At 62.0% G+C, this 20,654-nt stretch carries 16 protein-coding genes and 1 pseudogene; 3 read left to right on the top strand and 14 right to left on the bottom strand.

Annotation, left to right across the window (positions count from 1 at the left end; all coding sequences use genetic code 11):
* Nucleotides 1-6: 6 nt before the first annotated feature.
* Complete coding sequence (locus NKJ13_RS15050; RefSeq protein WP_352688332.1) at nucleotides 7-837, bottom strand: hormone-sensitive lipase; 831 nt, start codon at nucleotides 835-837, stop codon at nucleotides 7-9.
* 98 nt (nucleotides 838-935) lie between these two features.
* Nucleotides 936-2,179: pseudogene (kynU, locus tag NKJ13_RS15045) on the bottom strand (kynureninase); the annotation flags it as partial.
* Between the two features lie 448 nt (nucleotides 2,180-2,627).
* Between kynU and lexA the strand changes: the two are divergent.
* On the top strand, nucleotides 2,628-3,362 hold the full coding sequence (lexA, locus tag NKJ13_RS15040; RefSeq protein WP_023674949.1) for a transcriptional repressor LexA: 735 nt from the start codon (nucleotides 2,628-2,630) through the stop codon (nucleotides 3,360-3,362).
* On the opposite strand, the gene NKJ13_RS15035 is transcribed toward lexA, so the two are convergent.
* On the bottom strand, nucleotides 3,356-5,821 hold the full coding sequence (locus NKJ13_RS15035) for a ComEC/Rec2 family competence protein (RefSeq protein ID WP_352705973.1): 2,466 nt from the start codon (nucleotides 5,819-5,821) through the stop codon (nucleotides 3,356-3,358). The genes lexA and NKJ13_RS15035 overlap by 7 nt on opposite strands.
* Nucleotides 5,822-5,917: 96 nt before the next feature.
* Between NKJ13_RS15035 and gltX the strand changes: the two genes are divergently transcribed.
* Together gltX and gltA are read left to right on the top strand one after the other, a co-directional pair.
* Nucleotides 5,918-7,339 carry a glutamate--tRNA ligase gene (gltX, locus tag NKJ13_RS15030; RefSeq protein WP_352777865.1) on the top strand — a complete coding sequence of 474 codons (1,422 nt, stop codon included), beginning with the start codon at nucleotides 5,918-5,920 and terminating at the stop codon, nucleotides 7,337-7,339.
* Between the two features lie 179 nt (nucleotides 7,340-7,518).
* On the top strand, nucleotides 7,519-8,847 hold the full coding sequence (gene gltA, locus NKJ13_RS15025; protein ID WP_352688322.1) for a citrate synthase: 1,329 nt from the start codon (nucleotides 7,519-7,521) through the stop codon (nucleotides 8,845-8,847).
* A gap of 91 nt (nucleotides 8,848-8,938) precedes the next feature.
* On the opposite strand, the gene lpxB is transcribed toward gltA, so the two are convergent.
* From lpxB to pyrH, 11 genes are all read right to left on the bottom strand, one after another.
* The gene (lpxB, locus tag NKJ13_RS15020; protein ID WP_352777862.1) at nucleotides 8,939-10,108 is read right to left on the bottom strand and encodes a lipid-A-disaccharide synthase; all 1,170 of its coding nucleotides are present in this window, start codon (nucleotides 10,106-10,108) and stop codon (nucleotides 8,939-8,941) included.
* The gene (locus NKJ13_RS15015) at nucleotides 10,098-11,000 is read right to left on the bottom strand and encodes an LpxI family protein (RefSeq protein WP_502896085.1); all 903 of its coding nucleotides are present in this window, start codon (nucleotides 10,998-11,000) and stop codon (nucleotides 10,098-10,100) included. Before NKJ13_RS15015 ends, lpxB begins: the two co-directional genes overlap by 11 nt.
* Before the next feature lie 6 nt (nucleotides 11,001-11,006).
* On the bottom strand, nucleotides 11,007-11,840 hold the full coding sequence (gene lpxA, locus NKJ13_RS15010; protein WP_352478915.1) for an acyl-ACP--UDP-N-acetylglucosamine O-acyltransferase: 834 nt from the start codon (nucleotides 11,838-11,840) through the stop codon (nucleotides 11,007-11,009).
* A 13-nt stretch (nucleotides 11,841-11,853) separates the two neighbouring features.
* On the bottom strand, nucleotides 11,854-12,318 hold the full coding sequence (gene fabZ / locus NKJ13_RS15005) for a 3-hydroxyacyl-ACP dehydratase FabZ (RefSeq protein ID WP_023674942.1): 465 nt from the start codon (nucleotides 12,316-12,318) through the stop codon (nucleotides 11,854-11,856).
* Nucleotides 12,311-13,369, bottom strand: coding sequence for a UDP-3-O-(3-hydroxymyristoyl)glucosamine N-acyltransferase (gene lpxD, locus NKJ13_RS15000; RefSeq protein ID WP_352688320.1), 1,059 nt, complete (start codon nucleotides 13,367-13,369; stop codon nucleotides 12,311-12,313). Before lpxD ends, fabZ begins: the two co-directional genes overlap by 8 nt.
* A 180-nt stretch (nucleotides 13,370-13,549) precedes the next feature.
* Entirely contained in the window at nucleotides 13,550-15,901 is a 2,352-nt protein-coding gene (gene bamA / locus NKJ13_RS14995) for an outer membrane protein assembly factor BamA (RefSeq protein ID WP_352777860.1), read from the bottom strand.
* Nucleotides 15,902-16,118: 217 nt separating this feature from the next.
* Entirely contained in the window at nucleotides 16,119-17,261 is a 1,143-nt protein-coding gene (rseP, locus tag NKJ13_RS14990) for an RIP metalloprotease RseP (protein WP_352508489.1), read from the bottom strand.
* A 104-nt stretch (nucleotides 17,262-17,365) separates the two neighbouring features.
* Entirely contained in the window at nucleotides 17,366-18,199 is an 834-nt protein-coding gene (locus NKJ13_RS14985; RefSeq protein WP_352508488.1) for a phosphatidate cytidylyltransferase, read from the bottom strand.
* Between the two features lie 3 nt (nucleotides 18,200-18,202).
* A complete protein-coding gene (locus NKJ13_RS14980) occupies nucleotides 18,203-18,925 on the bottom strand; it encodes an isoprenyl transferase (RefSeq protein ID WP_352508486.1) in 723 nt (240 codons plus the stop codon).
* A 32-nt stretch (nucleotides 18,926-18,957) separates the two neighbouring features.
* Nucleotides 18,958-19,512, bottom strand: a complete 555-nt coding sequence (gene frr, locus NKJ13_RS14975) for a ribosome recycling factor (protein ID WP_352508485.1) — start codon at nucleotides 19,510-19,512, stop codon at nucleotides 18,958-18,960.
* 96 nt (nucleotides 19,513-19,608) lie between these two features.
* A complete protein-coding gene (gene pyrH / locus NKJ13_RS14970; RefSeq protein WP_023674934.1) occupies nucleotides 19,609-20,331 on the bottom strand; it encodes a UMP kinase in 723 nt (240 codons plus the stop codon).
* Between the last annotated feature and the right edge of the window lie 323 nt (nucleotides 20,332-20,654).

The following is a 20,654-nucleotide window of genomic DNA, read 5'->3' as shown; positions in this document are numbered from 1 at the left end:
CCTGCCTCACTCCGAGGTCAAGGTCCGGGTCAGCGGATGGTCTGGATCGGCCAAACCGTCGATGATGTTGAAATGATGCCGGTCGGGCTCGACCACGGAGCTGGTCGCGGCACCCAGGCCGATCCAGATGTTGGCCAGCAACGCGCTCTGGCGCAGGAATTCGGCGCGCTCGCCGCCGCCGGCCCAGCAGGTCAGGCGGGCCTTTTCCATCGGGCGCAGCAGCACCGGACTTTCGGCCTGCGCCTCGGCCTCATCGATCGCCAGCGTCTCGTTCATGCCGGTGCGCATGATCGGGCGCAAATCATGCACCCCCGAGATCGACACCACGTGACGAACGCGCCGGACCACTTCGGGCGCCAGCGGCGTTGTCCTGGTAACCATCCGGCTAACAAGATGGCCGCCGGCCGAGTGCCCGGTCAGCATCAGCGGCCCTGCGACCATCGCCGCCGCCTTGCCTATCGCCGCGCCGACTTCCTTGACGATGCTGCCAATGCGTATCTGCGGACAGAGCGTGTAGGACGGCATGGCAACTGCATAGCCGCGATCAACAGCGCCCGCGGCAAGATGTGACCAGAAACTCTTGTCGAATGCCATCCAGTAGCCGCCATGGACGAACACCACGACCCCCTTCGGCTTGGTGGCCGGCAGGAAAAGATCGAACCGGTTGCGTGGGTTATCGCCATAGGCCAGGTCGAGCCGCGCCCTGCCCTCGGTCGAAAGCGCCTCGCGGAAAACCTGCGCGGGCTCGACCCAGGCCGCCGGCCAGCGATCGCTGCCGGCTATGTTGGCGCCGTTGGCATAGGCGTTGTCCCAATCGGCAATATGACGTTCGAACACCCTGCGCCCTCCCTGGCAATATGGCCTTGCAACCTAGCCGCGAGCATCGCGCGGCGCATCATCGCCAGCCTCACGATTCCAGCTCTCGCATCAATCTCAGTGACAGCCGCCTTGATGGCGAAGCGCGCATCCTTCCACGCACCGGTGCGCAGGATGTCCTCAAGCACTTCGACGCCTGCCAGACATCGGCATAGCCGACATAGAGCGGGGTGAAGCCGAAGCGCATGGTCGATGGCGCGCGAAAATCGCCGATCACACCACGTTCGATCAGCGCGCGCATGATCTGGTAGCCATGCTCATGCATGAATGAAATCTGGCTGCCGCGTTTTTCCCCATCGCGCGTGCTTTCGAGCGTGAGGCCGTAAGTGCCGCACTTTGCCTCGACAAGCTCGATGAACAGATCGGCCAGTGCGATGCTCTTCTTGCGCACCGCAGTCATGTCGACATCGTCCCAGATGTCGAGCGCGCCCTTCAGCGTGCGCATCGAAAGGATCGGCTGGGTGCCGCACAGAAACCGGCGGATGCCGGTGCCGGCCGCATAGCCTGGCTCGAAGGCGAAGGGTCGTGCATGGCCCCACCAGCCGGTGAGCGGCTGCTGGATGTCGGAAAGATGCCGCTCAGCCGCATAGATGAAGGCAGGCGCGCCCGGGCCGCCATTCAGATATTTATAGGTGCAGCCAACGGCAAAATCGGCGTTTGCTTTGTCGAGCTCGACTGGCATCGCGCCAGCGGTGTGGCAGAGATCCCAGACGATCATCGCCCCGGCTTCCTGGGCCCTGCGCGTCAGAGCCGGCATGTCGCGCAGTTCGCCCGATTTGTAGTTGACGTGATTGACCAGCACCACGGCGGTGCGATCGTCGATCAGCTCCTCGATGGTCGGCGCGTCGACCCCCGAGAGGCGCAGCAGCGCATCTTTTCGCGTCGAAACCACACCCTCAGCCATGTAGAGGTCTGTCGGAAAACTATCGCCCTCGGCGACGATGGCCTGCCGCTCCGGTCGCATGGCCATGGCCGCGTGCAGCAGCTTGTAGATGTTGACCGACGTCGTGTCGCAGACCACCGTCTGGCCGACCGCGGCACCGATCAGGCGCCCGAGCTGGTCGCCAAGTTCAAGCGGCATGTTGAACCAGCGGGCCGTGTTCCATGCGCGGATGAGATCATGCGACCATTCTTCGGTCGCGGCCTTGCGCAATTCATCGAAGGCGGCACGTGAAGCAGCTCCTAGCGAATTGCCGTCGAGATAGATCACTCCTTGCGGCAACACAAAGCGGTCGCGCATCGCGCGCAGCGGATCCGCGGCATCCATCGCCTTTACGGCCACGAGATCGGGAATTCCCGTCATGATTTGCCTGCTCCCTCAAAAAATCCAACGCAACGCCGGACACGCATCAACTGTTCTTCCATTACCGGGTAGCGCGTAGCAAGGCTCCACCGGCGAGAAGCAGCCTGACCAGGCGGTGGAAACCTGGAGTTAGCCCGAGGTTGGCGTTTTGAGTTCGTTTCGTTCACGGTGCATTGACCAAACCGCACAGTCGATACGGGTTCAATTCCGTGCCCTTTGCCGACCGACGGCCGATGCCAGTGCCGCCTTCAAGGAGGCCAGAACGGCGCAAACGAAAGCAGAATCAAGGGGATGAGGCTCGCGGCGGTGAAAATACGGTACGCCGGTAGGGGACGTCGTTTGTTTCCCGAGCCTTAACGCATTCATTAAACTTTAAACAGTTGCGGAACACAACTGGAACAGATAGTGTCTGTTCTGGGTTTGTTTTCTGATTCTGTTGGGGGTCGCTATGCTGACACGCAAACAACACGAACTGCTTATGTTCATCCACGAAAGGTTGAAGGAAAGCGGTATCCCACCTTCCTTCGACGAGATGAAGGAAGCGCTCGACCTGGCTTCCAAATCCGGAATCCACCGACTGATTACGGCGCTGGAGGAGCGCGGCTTCATTCGCCGTTTGCCCAACCGGGCCCGTGCGCTGGAGGTACTACGCCTGCCTGACTCGATCGCCCCCGGCCTCAATGCGGCACGCAAGTTCTCGCCGAGTGTCATCCAGGGCAGTCTTGGGCAAGGTGCCCCTCGGCAGGGCAAGCCCACATCGTCGCGCGTCCCTGCAGCCGGCAATGACGACGATGTCGTCGCCGCCGTTTCGATCCCGGTAATGGGCCGCATCGCCGCCGGTGTGCCGATCGATGCTATCCAGCACCAGACGCATTCGATTTCGGTGCCGCCGGATATGATCATGGGCGGCGAGCATTATGCGCTCGAGGTCAAAGGCGATTCGATGATCGAGGCTGGCATTTTCGACGGCGACACGGTGATCATCCGCAACGCCGATACGGCGAGCCCCGGTGAGATCGTGGTGGCCTTGGTCGACGAGGAGGAAGCGACGCTGAAGCGGTTCCGCCGCAAGGGCGCCTCGATCGCCCTGGAGGCCGCCAATCCGGCCTACGAGACGCGCATCTTCGGACCAGACAGGGTCAAGGTGCAGGGCAAGCTCGTTGGGCTGATCCGCCGCTACTGAGTTGCGCCCTTGGTGCCGGCTTTTGGATTGTCGGCTCTGCGGTATGGCGGCAGGCCGCGCGCCGCGCGTGAAAATTTCCGCTGCACGTGCCAGGGCCGGTATGATTTTTCGACGGCGAAGCGGATTTCGGCGCGTGTTGCCGCTTGTGGATCGAAATAGACGGCCGCACTTCCCGCGCGCGCCAGTTGCCGTTTGGTGACGACGAGGACCAGCCGGTCGTAGTAGCAGGGATTATGGGCGGTGGCGTCGTCGATGACGATCAAGCTGGCGAAGGCGCAGGCTGGCCGTGCGGTATCGCGGTCCTTGGCTTGCGCAATGATCGCGCCGGATGGATGCCTGGCGAGGCAGAGACCGTCCGTGCAAATGAACGGCATGCCCGGCGGTAGGTCGGCCGGATCGGCAATGTCGAATTGCGGATCGTTCTTTCCAGGTGTTTCCGGCGCGACGATAGCCTCTGATGTGAGCGCGCGTTTCCAGTTGTCGATCGTGAACTCATTCGGGCGTGCCCGGTTGACGGCGAGCTCACCGCTGCCGATCGGCAGCGCGACCAGCCGTGCGTCCTCCGAGATCAATACGTCGGGTACGCGCGTCTGCGTTGTCGTTAGCAAGCCGGCGAGCGCAAAAGGAAGTGCCGCGAGCCGCAACCAGGTCGTCGCCATGCTGGCAATGACGAGGGCGATCGTCACCAAAAGGACAGATCTCAGCGAAATCAGTCCGACCGCATCGATCGGCGAGCGCTCGGAGATCCACCCGGACAGGGCGATCATCGCCGTCAGCCCTTTGCCCATCACGTATAGGAAAGGCCCATCCGCGCCGAACGGCATCGCCAGCGCACTGAGGACGGCGAAGGGCATGACGACCAGTGAGACGATGGGCATGATGGCCAGATTGGCGAACAGGCTGAGCGGCGCCACGCGCTGGAAATGCCATATGGCGAAAAGCGCCGTGGCGCTCCCTGCAATGATCGAGGTCATCGCCAGGCCGCCCATGCCCAGCAGGACCTTTCGCGTGGCGAGGCGTAGCGGCGACCGCCGCGGCGGCGGCGTGGTGGCCCTGCCGGCGCGGTAGTCGGACCAGCCGGCATAGGCGCCGACAAGGGCCGCCGTCGCGGCGAAGGACATCTGGAAGCTCGGACCGACCACCTCGTGCGGCGACACCACGATGACCGCGATGGCCGAGATCGCCAGGTTGCGCATGGTGAGCGCGGCCCGGTCGAACAGCACGGCGATAAGCATCACCGCCAGCATGATGAAGCTGCGTTCGGCCGCTACCACAATGCCGGAAAAGACGAGGTAGGCCGCAATCGAAAAAAGCGCGGCGGCTGCGGCATATTTCTTGACCGGCCGTCGCGATGAGAAGTCGGGAAACAGCGCAAAGGCGCCGCGTAGCAGCGCCATGATGGTGCCGGCGACCAACGCCATATGCAGCCCCGAGATGGAGATGATGTGGTAGATGCCTGTACGCCGCATCGCTTCGTTGATCTCCTCGGGAATGCCGGCGCGCACGCCAACGATCAGCGCAGCAGCAATCTCGCCCTCGGCGCCGCCGATGCGGCTGCGGATATGGTCGGCGATGGATTCGCGCGCGTCTTCGATCGCGGAAGAAAGCCGCGCGGCAAGCGGCATGCTGCCCGAAGCCACGACTTTCGGATTGCCGAGAAAGAAGCCGCTGCCGCCGATACCGGCGAAATAGCTGTCGAAGGAGAAATCATAGCTGTCGGGCCGCACCGGGCCGGTCGGCGGCAGCAGCCGCACATAGCCGGTGATCTCGGAACCAGCGGCCAGCTCAGCCGGTATCTTCATCGCCGAAATGCGGACCCGTTCCGGCATGTAGCGCAGCGTCGGCCTGGCGGTTGAGATCACATCGATTGTCAGTCTGATGCGGCCGCTCGCCATGGGCTCGTACGATACGACACGACCCGTCAGCCGCGTCGAGATTTCGGAACCGAGCATATGCGTCCCGACACGCCAGGTCTCGAACTTGGCGGCAAGCACGCCAAGCGCGCAGAGCAGCGCCACCATGAAGCACAGGCGGGTCCTGGGCCATGACCGCGAGATGACGGCACAAAGGGCCGCGAGGAGCACGATTGCGATCGGCTGCGGAAAGGCCGGCTCCACCGACAGCGCGAAATATACGACCACCCCGCATGCGAGGAACACCGGCACCAGCAGGAAGGCGACGCCACGGTCGAGTTCCAGGCCGGCTGCCGAGGTTACGCTGTTGCGGATGCGGGATGGTGACGGGAGGCGGAAACGCCGGCGTAGGCGCACGATGGGCTCGGACGCAGGCACCGGAACCGTTGCTGGGTCGCTGGCCGGCAGCGACGGAGCATCGAAGCGCGGAGCGGGCAGCAATGCCGATACCGGCAGGGCAGGCGGGGGAGCGGCAAACAGCAAGCGTTCGCTGACGCCGCTACCAGCGTCCTCGCCCTCGCCCGCACCACGGCCTCGCACAGCCATCGGGTCTGCCTCTTGCGCCCTCGACCTCCTATGCTACATGAACGCGCAACGCGCGAAAGTCCGCAAACCCACTTCCTTGGCCCGCCTGAGAGTTCCATGCCCGATAAGGTCGTCACCCGTTTTGCCCCCTCGCCCACCGGTTATCTGCATATTGGCGGCGCGCGCACGGCGCTGTTCAACTGGCTGTATGCCAAGCACACAGGCGGCACGATGCTGCTGCGCATCGAAGACACCGACCGCGAGCGCTCCACCGATGCGGCAACCGCAGCCATTCTCGACGGGCTTTCCTGGCTTGGCCTGACATGGGACGGTGAGCCGGTGTCGCAGTTCGAGCGTGCGCCGCGCCATCGCGAGGTGGCCGAGGAGCTGGTGCGCGTGGGCAAGGCCTATTACTGCTACGCGACGCCGGCGGAGCTGGAGGCGATGCGCGAGGCAGCGCGAGCCAAGGGGCTTCCGCCCCGCTATGATGGACGCTGGCGCGACCGCGACCCGTCGGAGGCGCCGCCCGGCGCCAAGGGGGCGATCCGCATCAAGGCGTCGACAGACGGCGAGACGGTGGTGCATGACCGCGTCCAGGGCGACGTGCGCTTTCCCAACAAGGATCTCGACGATTTCATTATTCTGCGCTCGGATGGCAATCCCACCTACATGCATGCCGTCGTCGTCGACGATCACGACATGGGCATCACCCACATCATCCGCGGCGACGATCATTTGACCAACGCGGCACGCCAGACCGTAATCTATCAGGCCATGGGCTGGGAGGTGCCGTCGATGTCGCATATCCCGCTGATCCACGGTGCCGACGGCGCCAAGCTGTCGAAGCGGCACGGTGCGCTTGGCGTCGAAGCCTATCGCGCTATGGGCTACCTGCCGGAGGCGCTGCTCAACTATCTGGCGAGGCTTGGCTGGAGCCACGGCGACGATGAGATCATGTCGATCGCCGACATGATTGCATGGTTCGACATTGGCGACGTCAACAAGGGCGCCGCCCGTTTCGACTTCGCCAAGCTCGAGGCGCTTAACGGCGTGCATATGCGCCGGATGAACGACGCGGCGCTGCTCGACATCTTCATCGCCACTCTGCCCTATCTTGAAGGCGGCCCGGCAATCGCCGCGCGCCTCGACGACAGACGCAGGGCGCAACTGCTTGCCGCTTTGCCGGGCCTGAAGGAGCGCGCCAAGACGCTGGTCGAACTTGTTGAAGGGGCTGCATTCCTTTTCGTCGAGCGGCCGCTGCCGGTCGACGAGAAGGCGGCGGCGCTGCTCAGCGGTGAGGCGCGCGCGATCCTGCGGGGCGCTCATGCGGCACTAGCCACGGTTTCGGAGTGGTCTGCCGCCTCAGCCGAAGCCGCGATCCGCGACTATGCGCAGGCCGCCGGCCATAAACTCGGCGCCGTGGCCCAACCTTTGCGCGCCGCGGTCACCGGCAAAAGTACCTCGCCAGGTGTCTTTGATGTGCTTGCCGTGCTTGGCCGCGAGGAAAGCCTGGCGCGGATCGCTGATCAAATCGATTAGCAAACTGGCCTAAGAAGATTGGCATTGAAAGGTGTGTTTCGCAGTGCAACATTGGGTCTTGGCCTAATCTGCCGCGCAGATTCAATTGCGGGCGCAAATGTGCGTATTCCGATGCTTTTGACGTGTTGGGTTCAGATATTTTGCCTTTGCCGGCCTGAGGAAACAAAAAGGAGTTTGCTATGACCGAACCTGCGACAAAAATGGAATTTGGCGGCAAAACCCAGGCATCGACGGCCAAGCTGGAACTCGGCGGCAAAACCCATGAATTCAAGATACGAAGTGGTTCGGTAGGACCTGACGTCATCGACATCGGTTCGCTCTACAACACCGCCGGCATCTTTACCTACGATCCCGGCTTTACGTCGACGGCGAGCTGCGAATCGGAAATCACCTTCATCGATGGCGATGCCGGCATTCTTTTGCACCGCGGCTACCCGATCGACCAACTGGCCGAGCACGGCGACTTCCTCGAAGTCTGCTATCTCTTGCTCTATGGTGAACTGCCGACCAAGGCGCAGAAGGACGATTTCGACTACCGGGTGACGCGCCACACCATGGTGCATGAGCAGATGTCGCGCTTTTTCACCGGCTTCCGCCGTGATGCGCATCCGATGGCGGTGATGTGCGGCGTGGTCGGCGCACTGTCGGCCTTCTATCACGATTCCACCGACATCTCGGATCCTTATCAACGCATGGTCGCCTCAATGCGGCTGATCGCCAAGATGCCGACAATCGCGGCGATGGCGTACAAATACCACATCGGCCAGCCGTTCATCTATCCGAAGAACGAGCTGAATTTCGCAGCCAACTTCCTGCATATGTGCTTCGCCGTGCCTTGCGAGGAATACAAGATCAATCCGGTGCTGGCGCGTGCGATGGAGCGCATCTTCATCCTGCACGCCGATCACGAACAGAACGCCTCGACTTCGACCGTCCGCCTGGCCGGCTCGTCGGGCGCCAATCCCTTTGCCTGTATCGCTGCCGGCATCGCCTGCCTGTGGGGTCCTGCACATGGCGGCGCCAACGAGGCAGCCCTGAACATGCTGGGCGAGATCGGCCATGTCGATCACATCCCGGAATTCATTGCGCGCGCCAAGGATAAGAACGATCCGTTCCGATTGATGGGCTTTGGCCACCGCGTTTACAAGAACTACGATCCGCGCGCCAAGATTATGCAGAAAACCGCGCACGAAGTCCTGGGCGAGCTCGGCATCAAGGACGATCCGCTGCTCGACATCGCCATGGAGCTGGAAAAGATCGCACTGACCGATTCCTATTTCATCGAGAAGAAGCTCTACCCCAACGTCGATTTTTATTCCGGCATCACCCTTAAGGCGCTGGGCTTCCCCACCACCATGTTCACCGTACTGTTCGCGGTCGCCCGCACCGTCGGCTGGATCGCGCAGTGGAAGGAGATGATCGAGGATCCGCACCAGAAGATCGGTCGCCCGCGCCAGCTCTATACCGGCGCGCCGGAACGGGATTACGTGCCGATCGCGAAGCGGTGAAGGTAGCGAGTAGCGAGTAGCGAGTAGCGAGTAGTAGCTGAAGCAGCTTGGCCGTTACCGCCAGCACCATTTCCTACTCGCTATTCACCATTCACCACTTCCTCACCATCCCCGTCACCACCCCCGCAGCAATCTCGCCTGACGGCGTGGCGGTTGCCATACGCCCGGCAATGTCGGCAAAACCGTGCTTCTGCCAGGTGCGGTAGGCGGTATCGGAGAACAGCGCTTCCAGTTGCCGCGCCAGATAATGCGGCCGCACATATTGATTGTAGTGTTCCGGCACAATCGGCCGGTCGGCAATGAGATTGGGCAAGGCTGCGCTCCATACTTTGATCAGCGGCTGCGCCATGCGCATGACCGGATCGAGCCGGTAGCAGGAGATCATCGGCACACCTGCCAGTGCAAGTTCCAGCGATACCGTCCCCGACGCGATCAGCGCCGCATCCGCCTTGCCGAAGGCCTGCCATTTGCGTTCGGCATCAAGGATGATCTCCGGCTTCTCGTCCCAGCTCGCAACCGAGGTCCTGACCAGATCGGCGACGTGCGGGACCGTCGGCAACAGCAGGCGCAAGCGGTGCCCGCGCGCCCGCAGGATCGACACCGTCTCGCCGAACGGCCCGACCAGGCGTCGCACCTCGCCGCGACGCGAACCGGGCAATACAAGCAACGTTTTGACGTGATCTGCGGACAGGTCACGTGGCTGCGCCTGCGCCCTGGCGGCACCGACTATGCCCGGATCGTGTGCAAGGCGATGCCCGACATAGGTCCCGGGCGGCCCGCCCAGGCGAGCGAGTTCCTTCACCTCGAACGGCAGGATGCAAAGAATGTGATCGACATACGGTTTCATCGCCGCCGCCCTGCCCGGCCGCCAAGCCCACACGCTCGGGCAGACATAGTGAACGATCGGGATAGTCGGATCGGCGGCACGCACCTTTTTGGCGACGCGCAGCGAGAAATCCGGACTGTCGATGGTGATAAGGCAATCGGGCTTTTCACCGGAAATCGCGTTTGCCGTCTGGCCGATCCGCCGCATCAGGCGCGGCAGGTCGCGCAGGATAGCGCTAAGCCCCATCAGCGCGATCTCGCTGCCGTCGAACAATGGCGCCAGGCCGAGTGCCTGCAAATGGCGGCCGCCGATGCCGACAAGCCGAACGTCGCGCCCGGTCATGCGTTTTAACGCCTGCACAAGATCGGCACCAAGCAGGTCGCCGGACTCCTCGCCGGCGACGACGGCTATCTTCAACGGCCGCTCATTCGCCATGCGCCGGCTCCGCAGCAGGCAGCCCGATCACGAACAGGCCGAGCGCATTGGCACGCCCGATGGTGGCGGGACCTTCGAGCACCAGCGAGCGGCCGGCTTCTACGGCAATGCCGGCCAGTCCGGCGGCATGCGCCGCCTCGACGGTCAGCGGGCCAATGGAGGGCAGATCGGCACGCAGTTCCTGACCGGGCTTGGCGCATTTGACCAGGACACCGCGCGTCCGGCCAGCCAGCCTGCCGTGCCCGCGCAATTCCCTTGTCCGCTCGAGCAGCCCGTCAGTCCCTTCGACGCCTTCCAGCGCAATGGCGCGGCCGCCGACCGCAACAGCCGCTTGGCCGATATCCAGCGCGCCGATGGCTTTTGCCGCCGCGTGCGCTGCCTCGATGTCGCGCCAGTCGGCTTTGCGTGGCGCCGCCTTGGTCAGCAGGCCTTCGGCTGCGACCAGCTCCGGCACGATCTCGTGAGCGCCGACGACTTTGATGCCGCTGCGCTCGATCCTGCGCACGAACAATTTCAGCACCGTATCGTCTCCCCGGGTTACACCGACGAAGAGGCTGGGCAGCCAGGCGAGCAGGCCCAAATTGAGGCGCATGGCGCTCAGCCTGGGGCGGCGCGTGATATGACCCGCGGTCACCAGATGCGTAACGTGATGCCGCTTGAGGATCGGCACCAGCGAGCCGACGTCTTCCAGCCTCAAGACCACCTGCTCATATGGCTCGAAATCGGCTATGCGATCGACCTCGCCCGCCGCCATCACGATGAAGGGCAATTTGCCTTGCCGGGCGAGCGCTCGGGCAATTTCGACCGGGAGGCTGCCGCCGCCGGCGATGATGCCGACCTTGGCATCTGGCGCGAGATCAAGGCCCTTTCCGGCAGCCTCAATCTTCGTCATCTGCTCTCAGTCTTCATCATCGGTATCGTCGCCGTCGCCACCCTTGAGCGACGGCACGGCATAGTGCCGCTTGCCGCGACCGGCGATGAAATCGACAATCTTCATGGCAGTCGGCGACGAGGCGAACTCCGCCTTGGCGAATTCGATGTTTTCGCCGACGGTCCGGGAGCGATCGAAGATCGTCTTATAGGCTTTGCGCAGCAAATGGATCTCCGAACGTGGCAGGCCGGCGCGCTTCAGCCCAATGATGTTGAGGCCGCGAAGGCTGGCACGGTTGCCAACGGCGATGGCGTAGGGAATGACGTCGCCGACGATCGCCGAGCAGCCGCCGAGAAACGCGTTATCGCCGATGCGGACAAACTGATGAACCGCGGTCAGGCCGCCGATGTAGACATTGTCACCGACTTCGCAATGCCCGCCTAACGTCGCTTGATTGGCGAAGGTGGCGTTCTTGCCGACCACGCAGTCATGGGCAATGTGGGCATAGGCAAGGAAATTGCCGTTGTCGCCGATCGTCGTCTCGCCGCGGCTGGAATCGGTGCCGACATGCATGGTGACGCCTTCGCGGATCGTGCAGTTCTCGCCGATCACCAGCGTGGTACGGCCGCCCTTGTGCTTGGTGTTCTGCGGTGGTCCGCCCAGTATCGCCATCGGATAAACCTTGGTCGATGCACCGATGGTGGTCGCGCCAATCACCGAGACATGGCTGACCAGCTCGACGCGGTCGCCGATCACGGCATCGGGGCCGACGTGACAGAAGGGCCCGATGCGGGCGCCTTCGCCGATTTGGGCGCCTGCCTCGATGACCGACGATGGATGGATGACTGTCTGGATTTTCATTAGCATTCGTTTGTCAGCCGCTTGCGACCATCATCGCCGAGATCTCGGCTTCCGCCGCCTTGGCGCCATCGACGAGGGCCTCGCAAGCGAATTTGAGAAGATTGCCGCGTTTCTTGATTTTCTTCACATGAATTTTCAACTGGTCGCCTGGAACGACCGGCTTGCGGAACTTGGCATTGTCGATGGTCAGGAAATAAACCAGCGACGGCTTTTCCGTACCAAGGCTGCGGATGCAGATGGCGCCGGCCGTCTGCGCCATCGCCTCGATGATCAGCACGCCGGGCATGACCGGCTGGTCAGGGAAATGACCTTGGAAATGCGGCTCGTTTATGGTGACGTTCTTGATGCCGATTGCGGATTCGTCGCCATCTATGTCGACGATACGGTCGATCATCAAGAACGGATAGCGGTGCGGCAGGAGCTTCATCAGCCGCATTATGTCAACCGCTTCGAGCGTCGCCGCTGCGATGTCAGCCATTTCCCCCCTCACCCTGTCTGCGCGTCCGTGCAAGTCTGCGCAAGGCCGCTATCTCGCGCATGGCTTCCGCCATCGGCTGCGCCGGATATCCTCCCCAAATCTCACCGGCAGGCACATTGCTCATAAACCCGCTTCTTGCCGCAAGCTTGGCGCCGGACCCGATGGTCAAATGATCCGCAAGGCCGACGCCGCCACCCATGGTGACGTTGTCGCCTATCGTCACTGAACCGGAAATACCCGAAAGCCCGGCTATTATGCAATTGCGGCCGATGCGAACGTTGTGCGCGATCTGCACCAGATTGTCGATCTTGGTGCCCTGGCCGATGATCGTGTCGGACATGGCGCCGCGATCGACGGTCGTATTCGACCCGATCTCGACGTCGTCCTGGATGATGACGCGGCCGATCTGCGGAACCCGCTCAGGACCCTTTGCGCCGGCCACAAAGCCGAAGCCATCCTGGCCGATCCTGGCGCCGCCATGAATGATAACGCGATTGCCGATCAATGCATATTGCACGCTGGCACCTGGACCGACATAGCCGTCGCGGCCAATCTGCGAGGAAGGACCGATAACCGCATGAGGGGCAATGACGGTTCCGCTGCCGATGGCAGCGCGCGGTCCGATGACCGCGCCCGCTTCGATGATCGCACCGGGCTCGACATGGGCGGTCGCATCGATATGGGCGTGCGGCGAGATACCGGTTTCGCCGGTCATCGGTCCAGGCGTCGCAGCCGCCGGGAAAAGCAGGCGCCCGACCATTGCGAAAGCCTGCTGCGGGCGCGGATGCACCAGAACCGCGATGCCCGCTGGCGCCTTGGCGGCAAATTCGGCAGGGCAGAGAACCGCTGCCGCCCGCAGTGACTGCATCAGGGCGAAATTGCGCCTGCCATCGACGAAGACAAGGGCGTTCTCGCCGCCTTCGTTGGCGGGAGCCAGAACGTCGATCGAAACATCGGAGAGAGCGGAATCGACAAGCATCGAGCCGGTCAGATTCGCGACTTCGCCGGCCGTATACCGGCGTGAGGGCGCGAAGAACACCGGATCGGTCATTCCAGAAGCAATATCCAGCTAGCGCATGACCCCGAAATCGGAAATCGATCCTCGGAAAGGATCATGCGCAAAATCAAATTGCTACAACGTTCTTTGAGCGTCCGATAGGACGCACTGCGCTGTAGTGTCGGATCACTGACATCCGGATCCAAACGAGCCGGAAGCATCGTTACCCGCACATTAGAAGCGGGTCGATATGCCGAAGTTGAATTCCTGCACGTCGTCGGTCTTTTCCTTCTTGACCGGGATCGCATAGTCGATGCGGATGGGGCCGAAAGGCGATGCCCACATCAGACCGACGCCGACAGAAGCGCGCCATTCCATGCCGGTCGTCGACTGATTGACGAGGTTGGAGGCAATCTTGCTGCCGTAGAGCGTTGCCGCATCGGCGAATACCGCGCCGCGCAAACCGAAGCTTTCCGGGATGACCGGCAGCGGGAACTGCGCTTCCGCCGAGGCATTGAAGTAAGTGGTGCCGCCGAGATGGTCATTGCTGTTGTCCGAGGCAACCGGACCGATGCCGCCATATTCGAAACCGCGGATCATTCGATCGCTGCTCTGGAAATGGTCGAAGACACGCAGGTCGCCGCTGCCATATCCCTGGACATGGCCGGCACCGCCAGAAATGAGGCCTACCAGATCCAATTGTTCGGACAACGTCTGATAAATGCTGCCGCGCGCTGTCACCTTGATGAACTTGGCGTCGCCGCCCACGCCAGCCACTTCCGTGCCGACGTTGGCAAAAATGCCTTCATGGGGATTCTTCATGTCGTCAATGGTATTGTAAACTAGGCCGAGACTAACCGACGATTTGAGCCACGGACTCTCTTCGACACCGTTTATAATCGCCTGGGAGACATCGCAGGTGGCAGGGTCGCAGTCCTCGTCGAACTCATACTTCTCCTGAGCGATATTATACGCGAGCTGCGTCGAGATGTTGTCGGTAATCGGCAGGCCGAAGCGCACTGTCGCGCCCGTCGTGTCGCTATCGTAATGGTCATAGTTTCGAGTCTGCTTGTAGATGTCGAATCCGGCAGCGATACGGCGACCAAGGAAGTACGGTTCGGTAAACGAGAAGCTGTAATCGCGCGAGTTCTTGCCGCCGCCAGCCGCCACCTTGATGAATTGGCCGCGGCCGAGGAAGTTCCGCTCACTGATTGAACCTTCTACGGACGGACCAGCCGTCTCGCCACCAGTCGAATAACCGGCACCGACCGAGAACTCACCGGTCGATTTCTCGACCACGTCGACCACCAGCACGACTTGATCAGGCTCAGAGCCCGGAACGGTGGAAATCTCGACTTTCTCAAAATAATCGAGTGCTTCCAGCCGCCTCTTCGCGCGCTGGATGAGAACCTGATTGAAAGCGTCGCCTTCGCTGACATCGAACTCGCGGCGAATGACGTAGTCGCGCGTCCGATCGTTGCCGCGGATCTCGATGCGCTCGATATAGGCCTTGGTGCCCTGGTCGATCGTATAAACGACAGAGATGGTGTGGTTTTCGAAGTTGCGGTCACCGCGCGGCGTCACCTGGGCAAAGGCATAACCAGAACCGGCGACCTTTTCGGTCAGCGCGATGATCGTGTCCTCGACATCCTTGGCGTTATAGACATCGCCCTTGTGGGTCTCGACCACCGATTCAAGCGACTTGCTGTCGACCTCGGGGATCGTGCTTTCGACGCTGACGTCCCCGAACGTATACCGCTCGCCCTCCTGCACCGTGATGGTAACGGTGTATTTGTTGGTTGTGTCGTCGAGTTCGCCGACAGCCGAGACGACCTGGAAGTCGGCATAGCCGTGATTATAATAGAAGCGGCGCAGCAGCTCCTGGTCGGCGCGCAGCTTGTCCTCGTCATAAACATCGTCGCGCAGCACGAACGACAGGAAGGACGAGCGCTTGGTGGAGATGATGTCCGACAGACGGCGGCTCGAATAGGCGCTGTTGCCGACGAAATTGATCGCCGCAATCTGGGTGCGGCCGCCTTCGTTGATGTTGAAGACCACGTTTACCCGGTTGTCGCCGAGATCCATGATCTGGGTGGTCACGGCGGCATCGTCGCGGCCGATACGCCGGTAGGCGGCCTTGACCGCCTCGACATCGGCGTCGAGCTGTTGTTGCGAGAAGGTGCCGCGCGGCTTCAATTGCACCGCGGCTGCAAGCGCGTTGTCCTTGAGCTTCTTGTTGCCCTGGAACAGCACCTGGTTGACGACCTGGTATTCGGAAACCTTGATGACCAGCGTCGATCCGACCTGGTTGATCTGCACGTCCGAAAACAGCCCGGTGCCAAACAGCGCCTTGACCGCATCGTCGATGTCGGAGCTGGAAAACGCCTTGCCGGGCTTGATTGTCACGTAATTGCGGATGGTGTCCGCGTCGACACGCTGATTGCCGGTGACTTCGACTCTGGAGACGACAGCCGCCTCGGCGGCCGATGTGGCAACGAACTGCACTGCGAGCGCGCCTGGTACAACCAGAGCAGCGGACATAGCCACCGCGGACGCGGCGCTCAGAACCTTGGATGCTGCCTTCATCGGGCTTTTGTACCTTTTCTCGAAGTCCCCACGGCGAGAAAACCGGACGTGCGGTAATTTCCCCTACCGTATTAACCGGATTTTCCCTACACGCAAGGCTTCTGGTTAATTTGTATTTACTTAACCCTGTGGCGTGGCTTTCGCGTCACGCATATCCCCACGCATGGTAAACGGCGTCTCAACATTGGTCGCGCTGAAGCCAAATTTCTTCATGATTTCAGCACCCAAACAGATCGTTCCAGAAAACAAAACCCATGAAGCCGAGCACCAGGATGAGGCCGCTCCGATAAGCCATTTCCATCATCCGTTCGGACACCGGCCGTCGGATGACAGCTTCCACGCCGTAGAACAGAAGATGCCCTCCGTCGAGGGGGGGAATCGGCAGAAGATTGAGAATTCCTATCCCGACTGACAGATATGCAACAAGCTGGACGAGCAATTCGAAGCCGAGCTTTGCCGCCTGGCCCGACATCTTGGCGATCTTGATGGGCCCGCCCAGCTGGCACTTGTCCTCGCGGCCAACAACGAAACGCTGCAGGAACTGGCCGGTGCGCTGGATGACGTGGCCGGTTTCCTGGATGGCCGCCCCGACTGCCCCGGCCGGGCTGTAGGTGATCAGCCGCGGCTGGCCGAGTTCCTTGTTGTTGATGACGCCGATCACGGCCACCTGGGCTTTGTTGCCCAATGCGTCTTGTTGTTCCATCAAACGCGGCGTCGCCGTGACGGTGATTTCCTTGCCGCCGCGTAACATAACGAAGGTGATGCTGTCGCCGGCGCGGCCCGAAACCAGACGCTGGACGTCGGCAAAGGTCTCGACCTTGCTGCCGTCGACGCTGACGAATCGGTCACCGGGCATGATGCCGGCCGCCGCTGCCGGACTGCCTTCGGTGACTTCAGCCACCATCGGCTCGTATACCGGCCGACCATATATGGAAAACAGCACGGCAAAGACGGCGATCGTCAGCAGGAAGTTGAACAGCGGCCCCGCCACGACGGTCGCCGCCCGCTTCCAGATCGGCTGCGTGTGGAAGGCAACCTTGCGTTCGTCGTCGCTCAGCGCCTCGACCTCCTCCGAGCTGGGCTGGCTCGACGTCGCGTTCATATCGCCGACGAACTTGACGTAGCCGCCGAGCGGTATGGCGCAAAGCTTCCAGCGGGTGCCGCGGCTGTCGTTGAAGCCGATGATCTCTGGGCCGAAACCGATCGAAAAGGCTTTTGCGCCGATACCGCACCAGCGGCCGACGAGGTAATGGCCCATTTCGTGGACGAACACGACCACGGTCAGCACGAACAGGAAAGGCACCAGCGTACCGAGGACAAGGCCGTCCGTGCTGAAAACCGCGTGAAGAATCTCGTTCAATTCATGCCCTCAAATTCATCCACGGCGCAGATCACGCCGCGACTGTGACATCAATCCAGGCGAATCCATGACGCAGCCCCGCGCCGGCCCACCGACGATGCCGTTCAAACCGGAAACAGCCCCTGTGCCGGATGGTCGGCGGTCGCGGAAATCCAGCCGATGACGTATAGGGCGAAAGCCGCCGCGACAAGCCCATCGACCCGATCCATGATGCCGCCATGGCCGGGTATCAGCGTGCCGGAATCTTTACGGCCGTGGCGTCGCTTGACCCATGATTCGAACAGGTCGCCGGCCTGCGCGACGATCGAAAGCACCAGTGCGACCACGCCAAGCACGGCGAGGTTGCCCGTTCCGGCTACTGCGGCCAGAAGCAGACCGGCCACTACGCCGCCGACCACCCCACCGAGCGCCCCGCTCCGCGTCTTGCCCGGCGAGATCGACGGCGCCAGCCTTGGGCCACCGACGGAGCGGCCGACGAAATAAGCAAAAATATCGGTCGCCCAAACCACGGCGAATAGGAACAGAATGGCCAGCAGCCCTGAATGGTCGCCATCACGCAAGAAGGCCAGCGATAAGCCCGATACGGCCGCATAGGCAAGGCCGGATGCTTCCCACGGTCCTGCCTTTCGCATCGACGCCGCGATGGCAGTGACAGCAACCAGAGCCGCCACGAGCGGCAGCAGCAAAGACGCAGGCAGGCCGGCGACGAGGGCACCAATAAAGACCACGATCAGCGCCTCGGGCAGAAAGCCGAGACCTGCCATAGGACTAGCACCTGCCGGGGCAACGGGGCGGCTCATCCGCGTCCACTCGTAGAAGATCACCGCCGCCATGGCAGCGCAAAGCAACCGGAAGGGCAGTCCGCCGAGCCAGGTCAGGCCAAGCGTCACGATGGCAAGCACGACGGCCGAAATGACCCGGAGTTGGAGGTTGCTCATTCCTCAGCCTGAGGCGACATCTTGGGCGGCAAGTCCGCCGAAGCGGCGCTCGCGGCCGGCGAAATCGCGCAGTGCATCGGACAGGTGCTCGCGACTGAAGTCGGGCCAATAGCAAGGCAGAAAAACGAGTTCACTATAGGCAGCCTGCCATAACAGGAAATTCGACAACCGAAGCTCGCCGCTGGTGCGGATGACCAGTTCCGGATCCGGAATGCCCTCTGTATCGAGCGAGCTGGCAAAGGACTCGGCCGTGATCGCCTCGCTGTCGATCTCACCGCGCGCCACCGCAGCTGCGAGCTTGCGCGCGGTGCGCACGATCTCGTCGCGCCCGCCGTAATTGAAGGCAATGACCAGCGTCAGCGCTTCGTTGCGGAGAGTGAGCGTTTCGGCTTCCTCAAGCAGGCCCCTTATGTCGGGCTGCAGCCCTGCCCTGTCACCGATGACCCTGATCCGCACCCCACTCTGGTGCAGCTCGGCGAGGTCACGTCGGATGAAAAGCTTCAGCAGGCCCATGAGGTCGCTGACTTCAGATTTCGGTCGTGACCAGTTTTCCGACGAAAAAGCGTAGACGGTCAGGAAGGAGATGCCGAGGCCGGGGGCGGCGCGCACTGTCTTGCGCAGCGCCTCAACGCCGGCGCGGTGACCAGCCAGCCGAGGCAAGCCGCGCGCCTTGGCCCAGCGTCCGTTTCCGTCCATGATGATCGCGACATGCGCGGGCGTTGCCATGTTCTCACTTCCGGGCCAGCCGTGGCCAGACCCTAGACCTGCATGATTTCCGCTTCCTTGTCGGAAAGCAGGTGGTCGATGGTGCTGATTGTCTCGTCGGTCAGTTTCTGAACCTGGTCGGCCCGTTTGCGATGGTCGTCCTCACTGATGTCGCCGTCCTTTTCCGCCTTTTTCAGAAAGTCCATGCCGTCCCGGCGAACGTGTCGTGCGGCGACACGGGCATTCTCGGCATAACCGTGCGAGATCTTCACCAGCTCCTTGCGGCGCTGTTCGTTGAGCTCGGGCAGCGGAATCCTGAGATTGGTACCGTCGACGATAGGATTGAACCCGAGATTGGCTTCACGGATGGCACGGTCGACCGCGCTGACCATCGACTTGTCCCAGACCGAAACCGAAATCATGCGCGGTTCCGGAACCGACACTGTTGCCACCTGGTTGATCGGCATGGTGGTGCCATAGGCCTGCACCTGGACGGCATCGAGCAGGTTGCTCGACGCGCGGCCGGTGCGCAGCGAAGCCAGATCATGCTTGAACGCGGCGATCGCCCCGTCCATGCGCCGTTTGAGATCGTCGTATTCGCCATTCATCATCGTCTCCTCGACCCGTTAACCCGGGTTCACTGCTTAGGGTAAGCCCTGTTCGAGCCTCATCCGCAACCGATCCCTTTCGGGTTCATGGTCCGGTCAATCGTCTGCGACGACCGTGCAACGGCCGCCACCCCTCAGGATATCGCCGAAACCACCCTTCTCGTGGATCGAATAGACGATTATCGGAATGTTGTTTTCGCGCGCAAGTGCAATCGCCGCCGTATCCATGATCGAAAGCCCGCGTTTGATGACTTCGTCATGGCTGATCCGCTCGAAACGTGTCGCGTGCGGGTCCTTCTTGGGATCAGCCGAATAGACACCATCGACCTGGGTGCCCTTGAACAGAGCATCGGCTCCGATCTCGGCGGCGCGAAGGGCTGCAGCCGAATCGGTGGTGAAGAACGGATTGCCGGTGCCGCCGGCGAAGATAACGACCTTGCCCTGGTTCATGTAGGCGGTCGCCTGACGCTGCGAAAAACTTTCGCAAAGCTCGGGCATGGCGATCGCCGACAGCACCACGGCGTCGACGCCGATCTTGTTGAGCGAGGTGCGCAGCGCCAGCGAATTGATGACGGTGGCAAGCATGCCCATATGGTCGCCGGTGACGCGGTCTCCGCCTTTTGACGCGACTGCGACGCCACGGAAGATGTTGCCGCCCCCTATGACGACACCGACTTCGATGCCCAATGCGCGGGCCTCGGCGATGTCGGCGGCGATGCGGTCGACCACCGATACGTCGATGCCGAAATGCTGCTCGCCCATTAACGCTTCGCCCGATGCTTTCAGCAAGACACGTCGGTAGAGGGGCTTCACCGTCATCTGGTCCTCGTCATCGTGCGTGTGATGCGTTTCGGTGCGCCCCGAAACACTGGGCGTTCCGATACACGAAGGGCGCCACGATGTCACGCGGCGCCCGAGCCCGAAAACTCTCTTCCAGCTTCAGCTTACACGGCAAAAGCACCTTGCATGAACGGGTTCGGCATGTTGCCAGCCGGCTTGTCACCGACTGTCTGACCTCCGGTAAGGCCATCCTGTATTTCCGAGCCGAAGAACGAATACGAAAAAGGGTGTGAAAGACCGGCTCACCGCATCGAGCCGTGCCCGAAGGTCCTGCGCAATGTCGAAATCGAGCGCGCCGAGGT

The organism is Mesorhizobium sp. M0174, assembly GCF_040322275.1.
Classification (GTDB): Bacteria; Pseudomonadota; Alphaproteobacteria; order Rhizobiales; family Rhizobiaceae; genus Mesorhizobium.
This window is presented reverse-complemented; position numbering and strand designations above follow the sequence as displayed.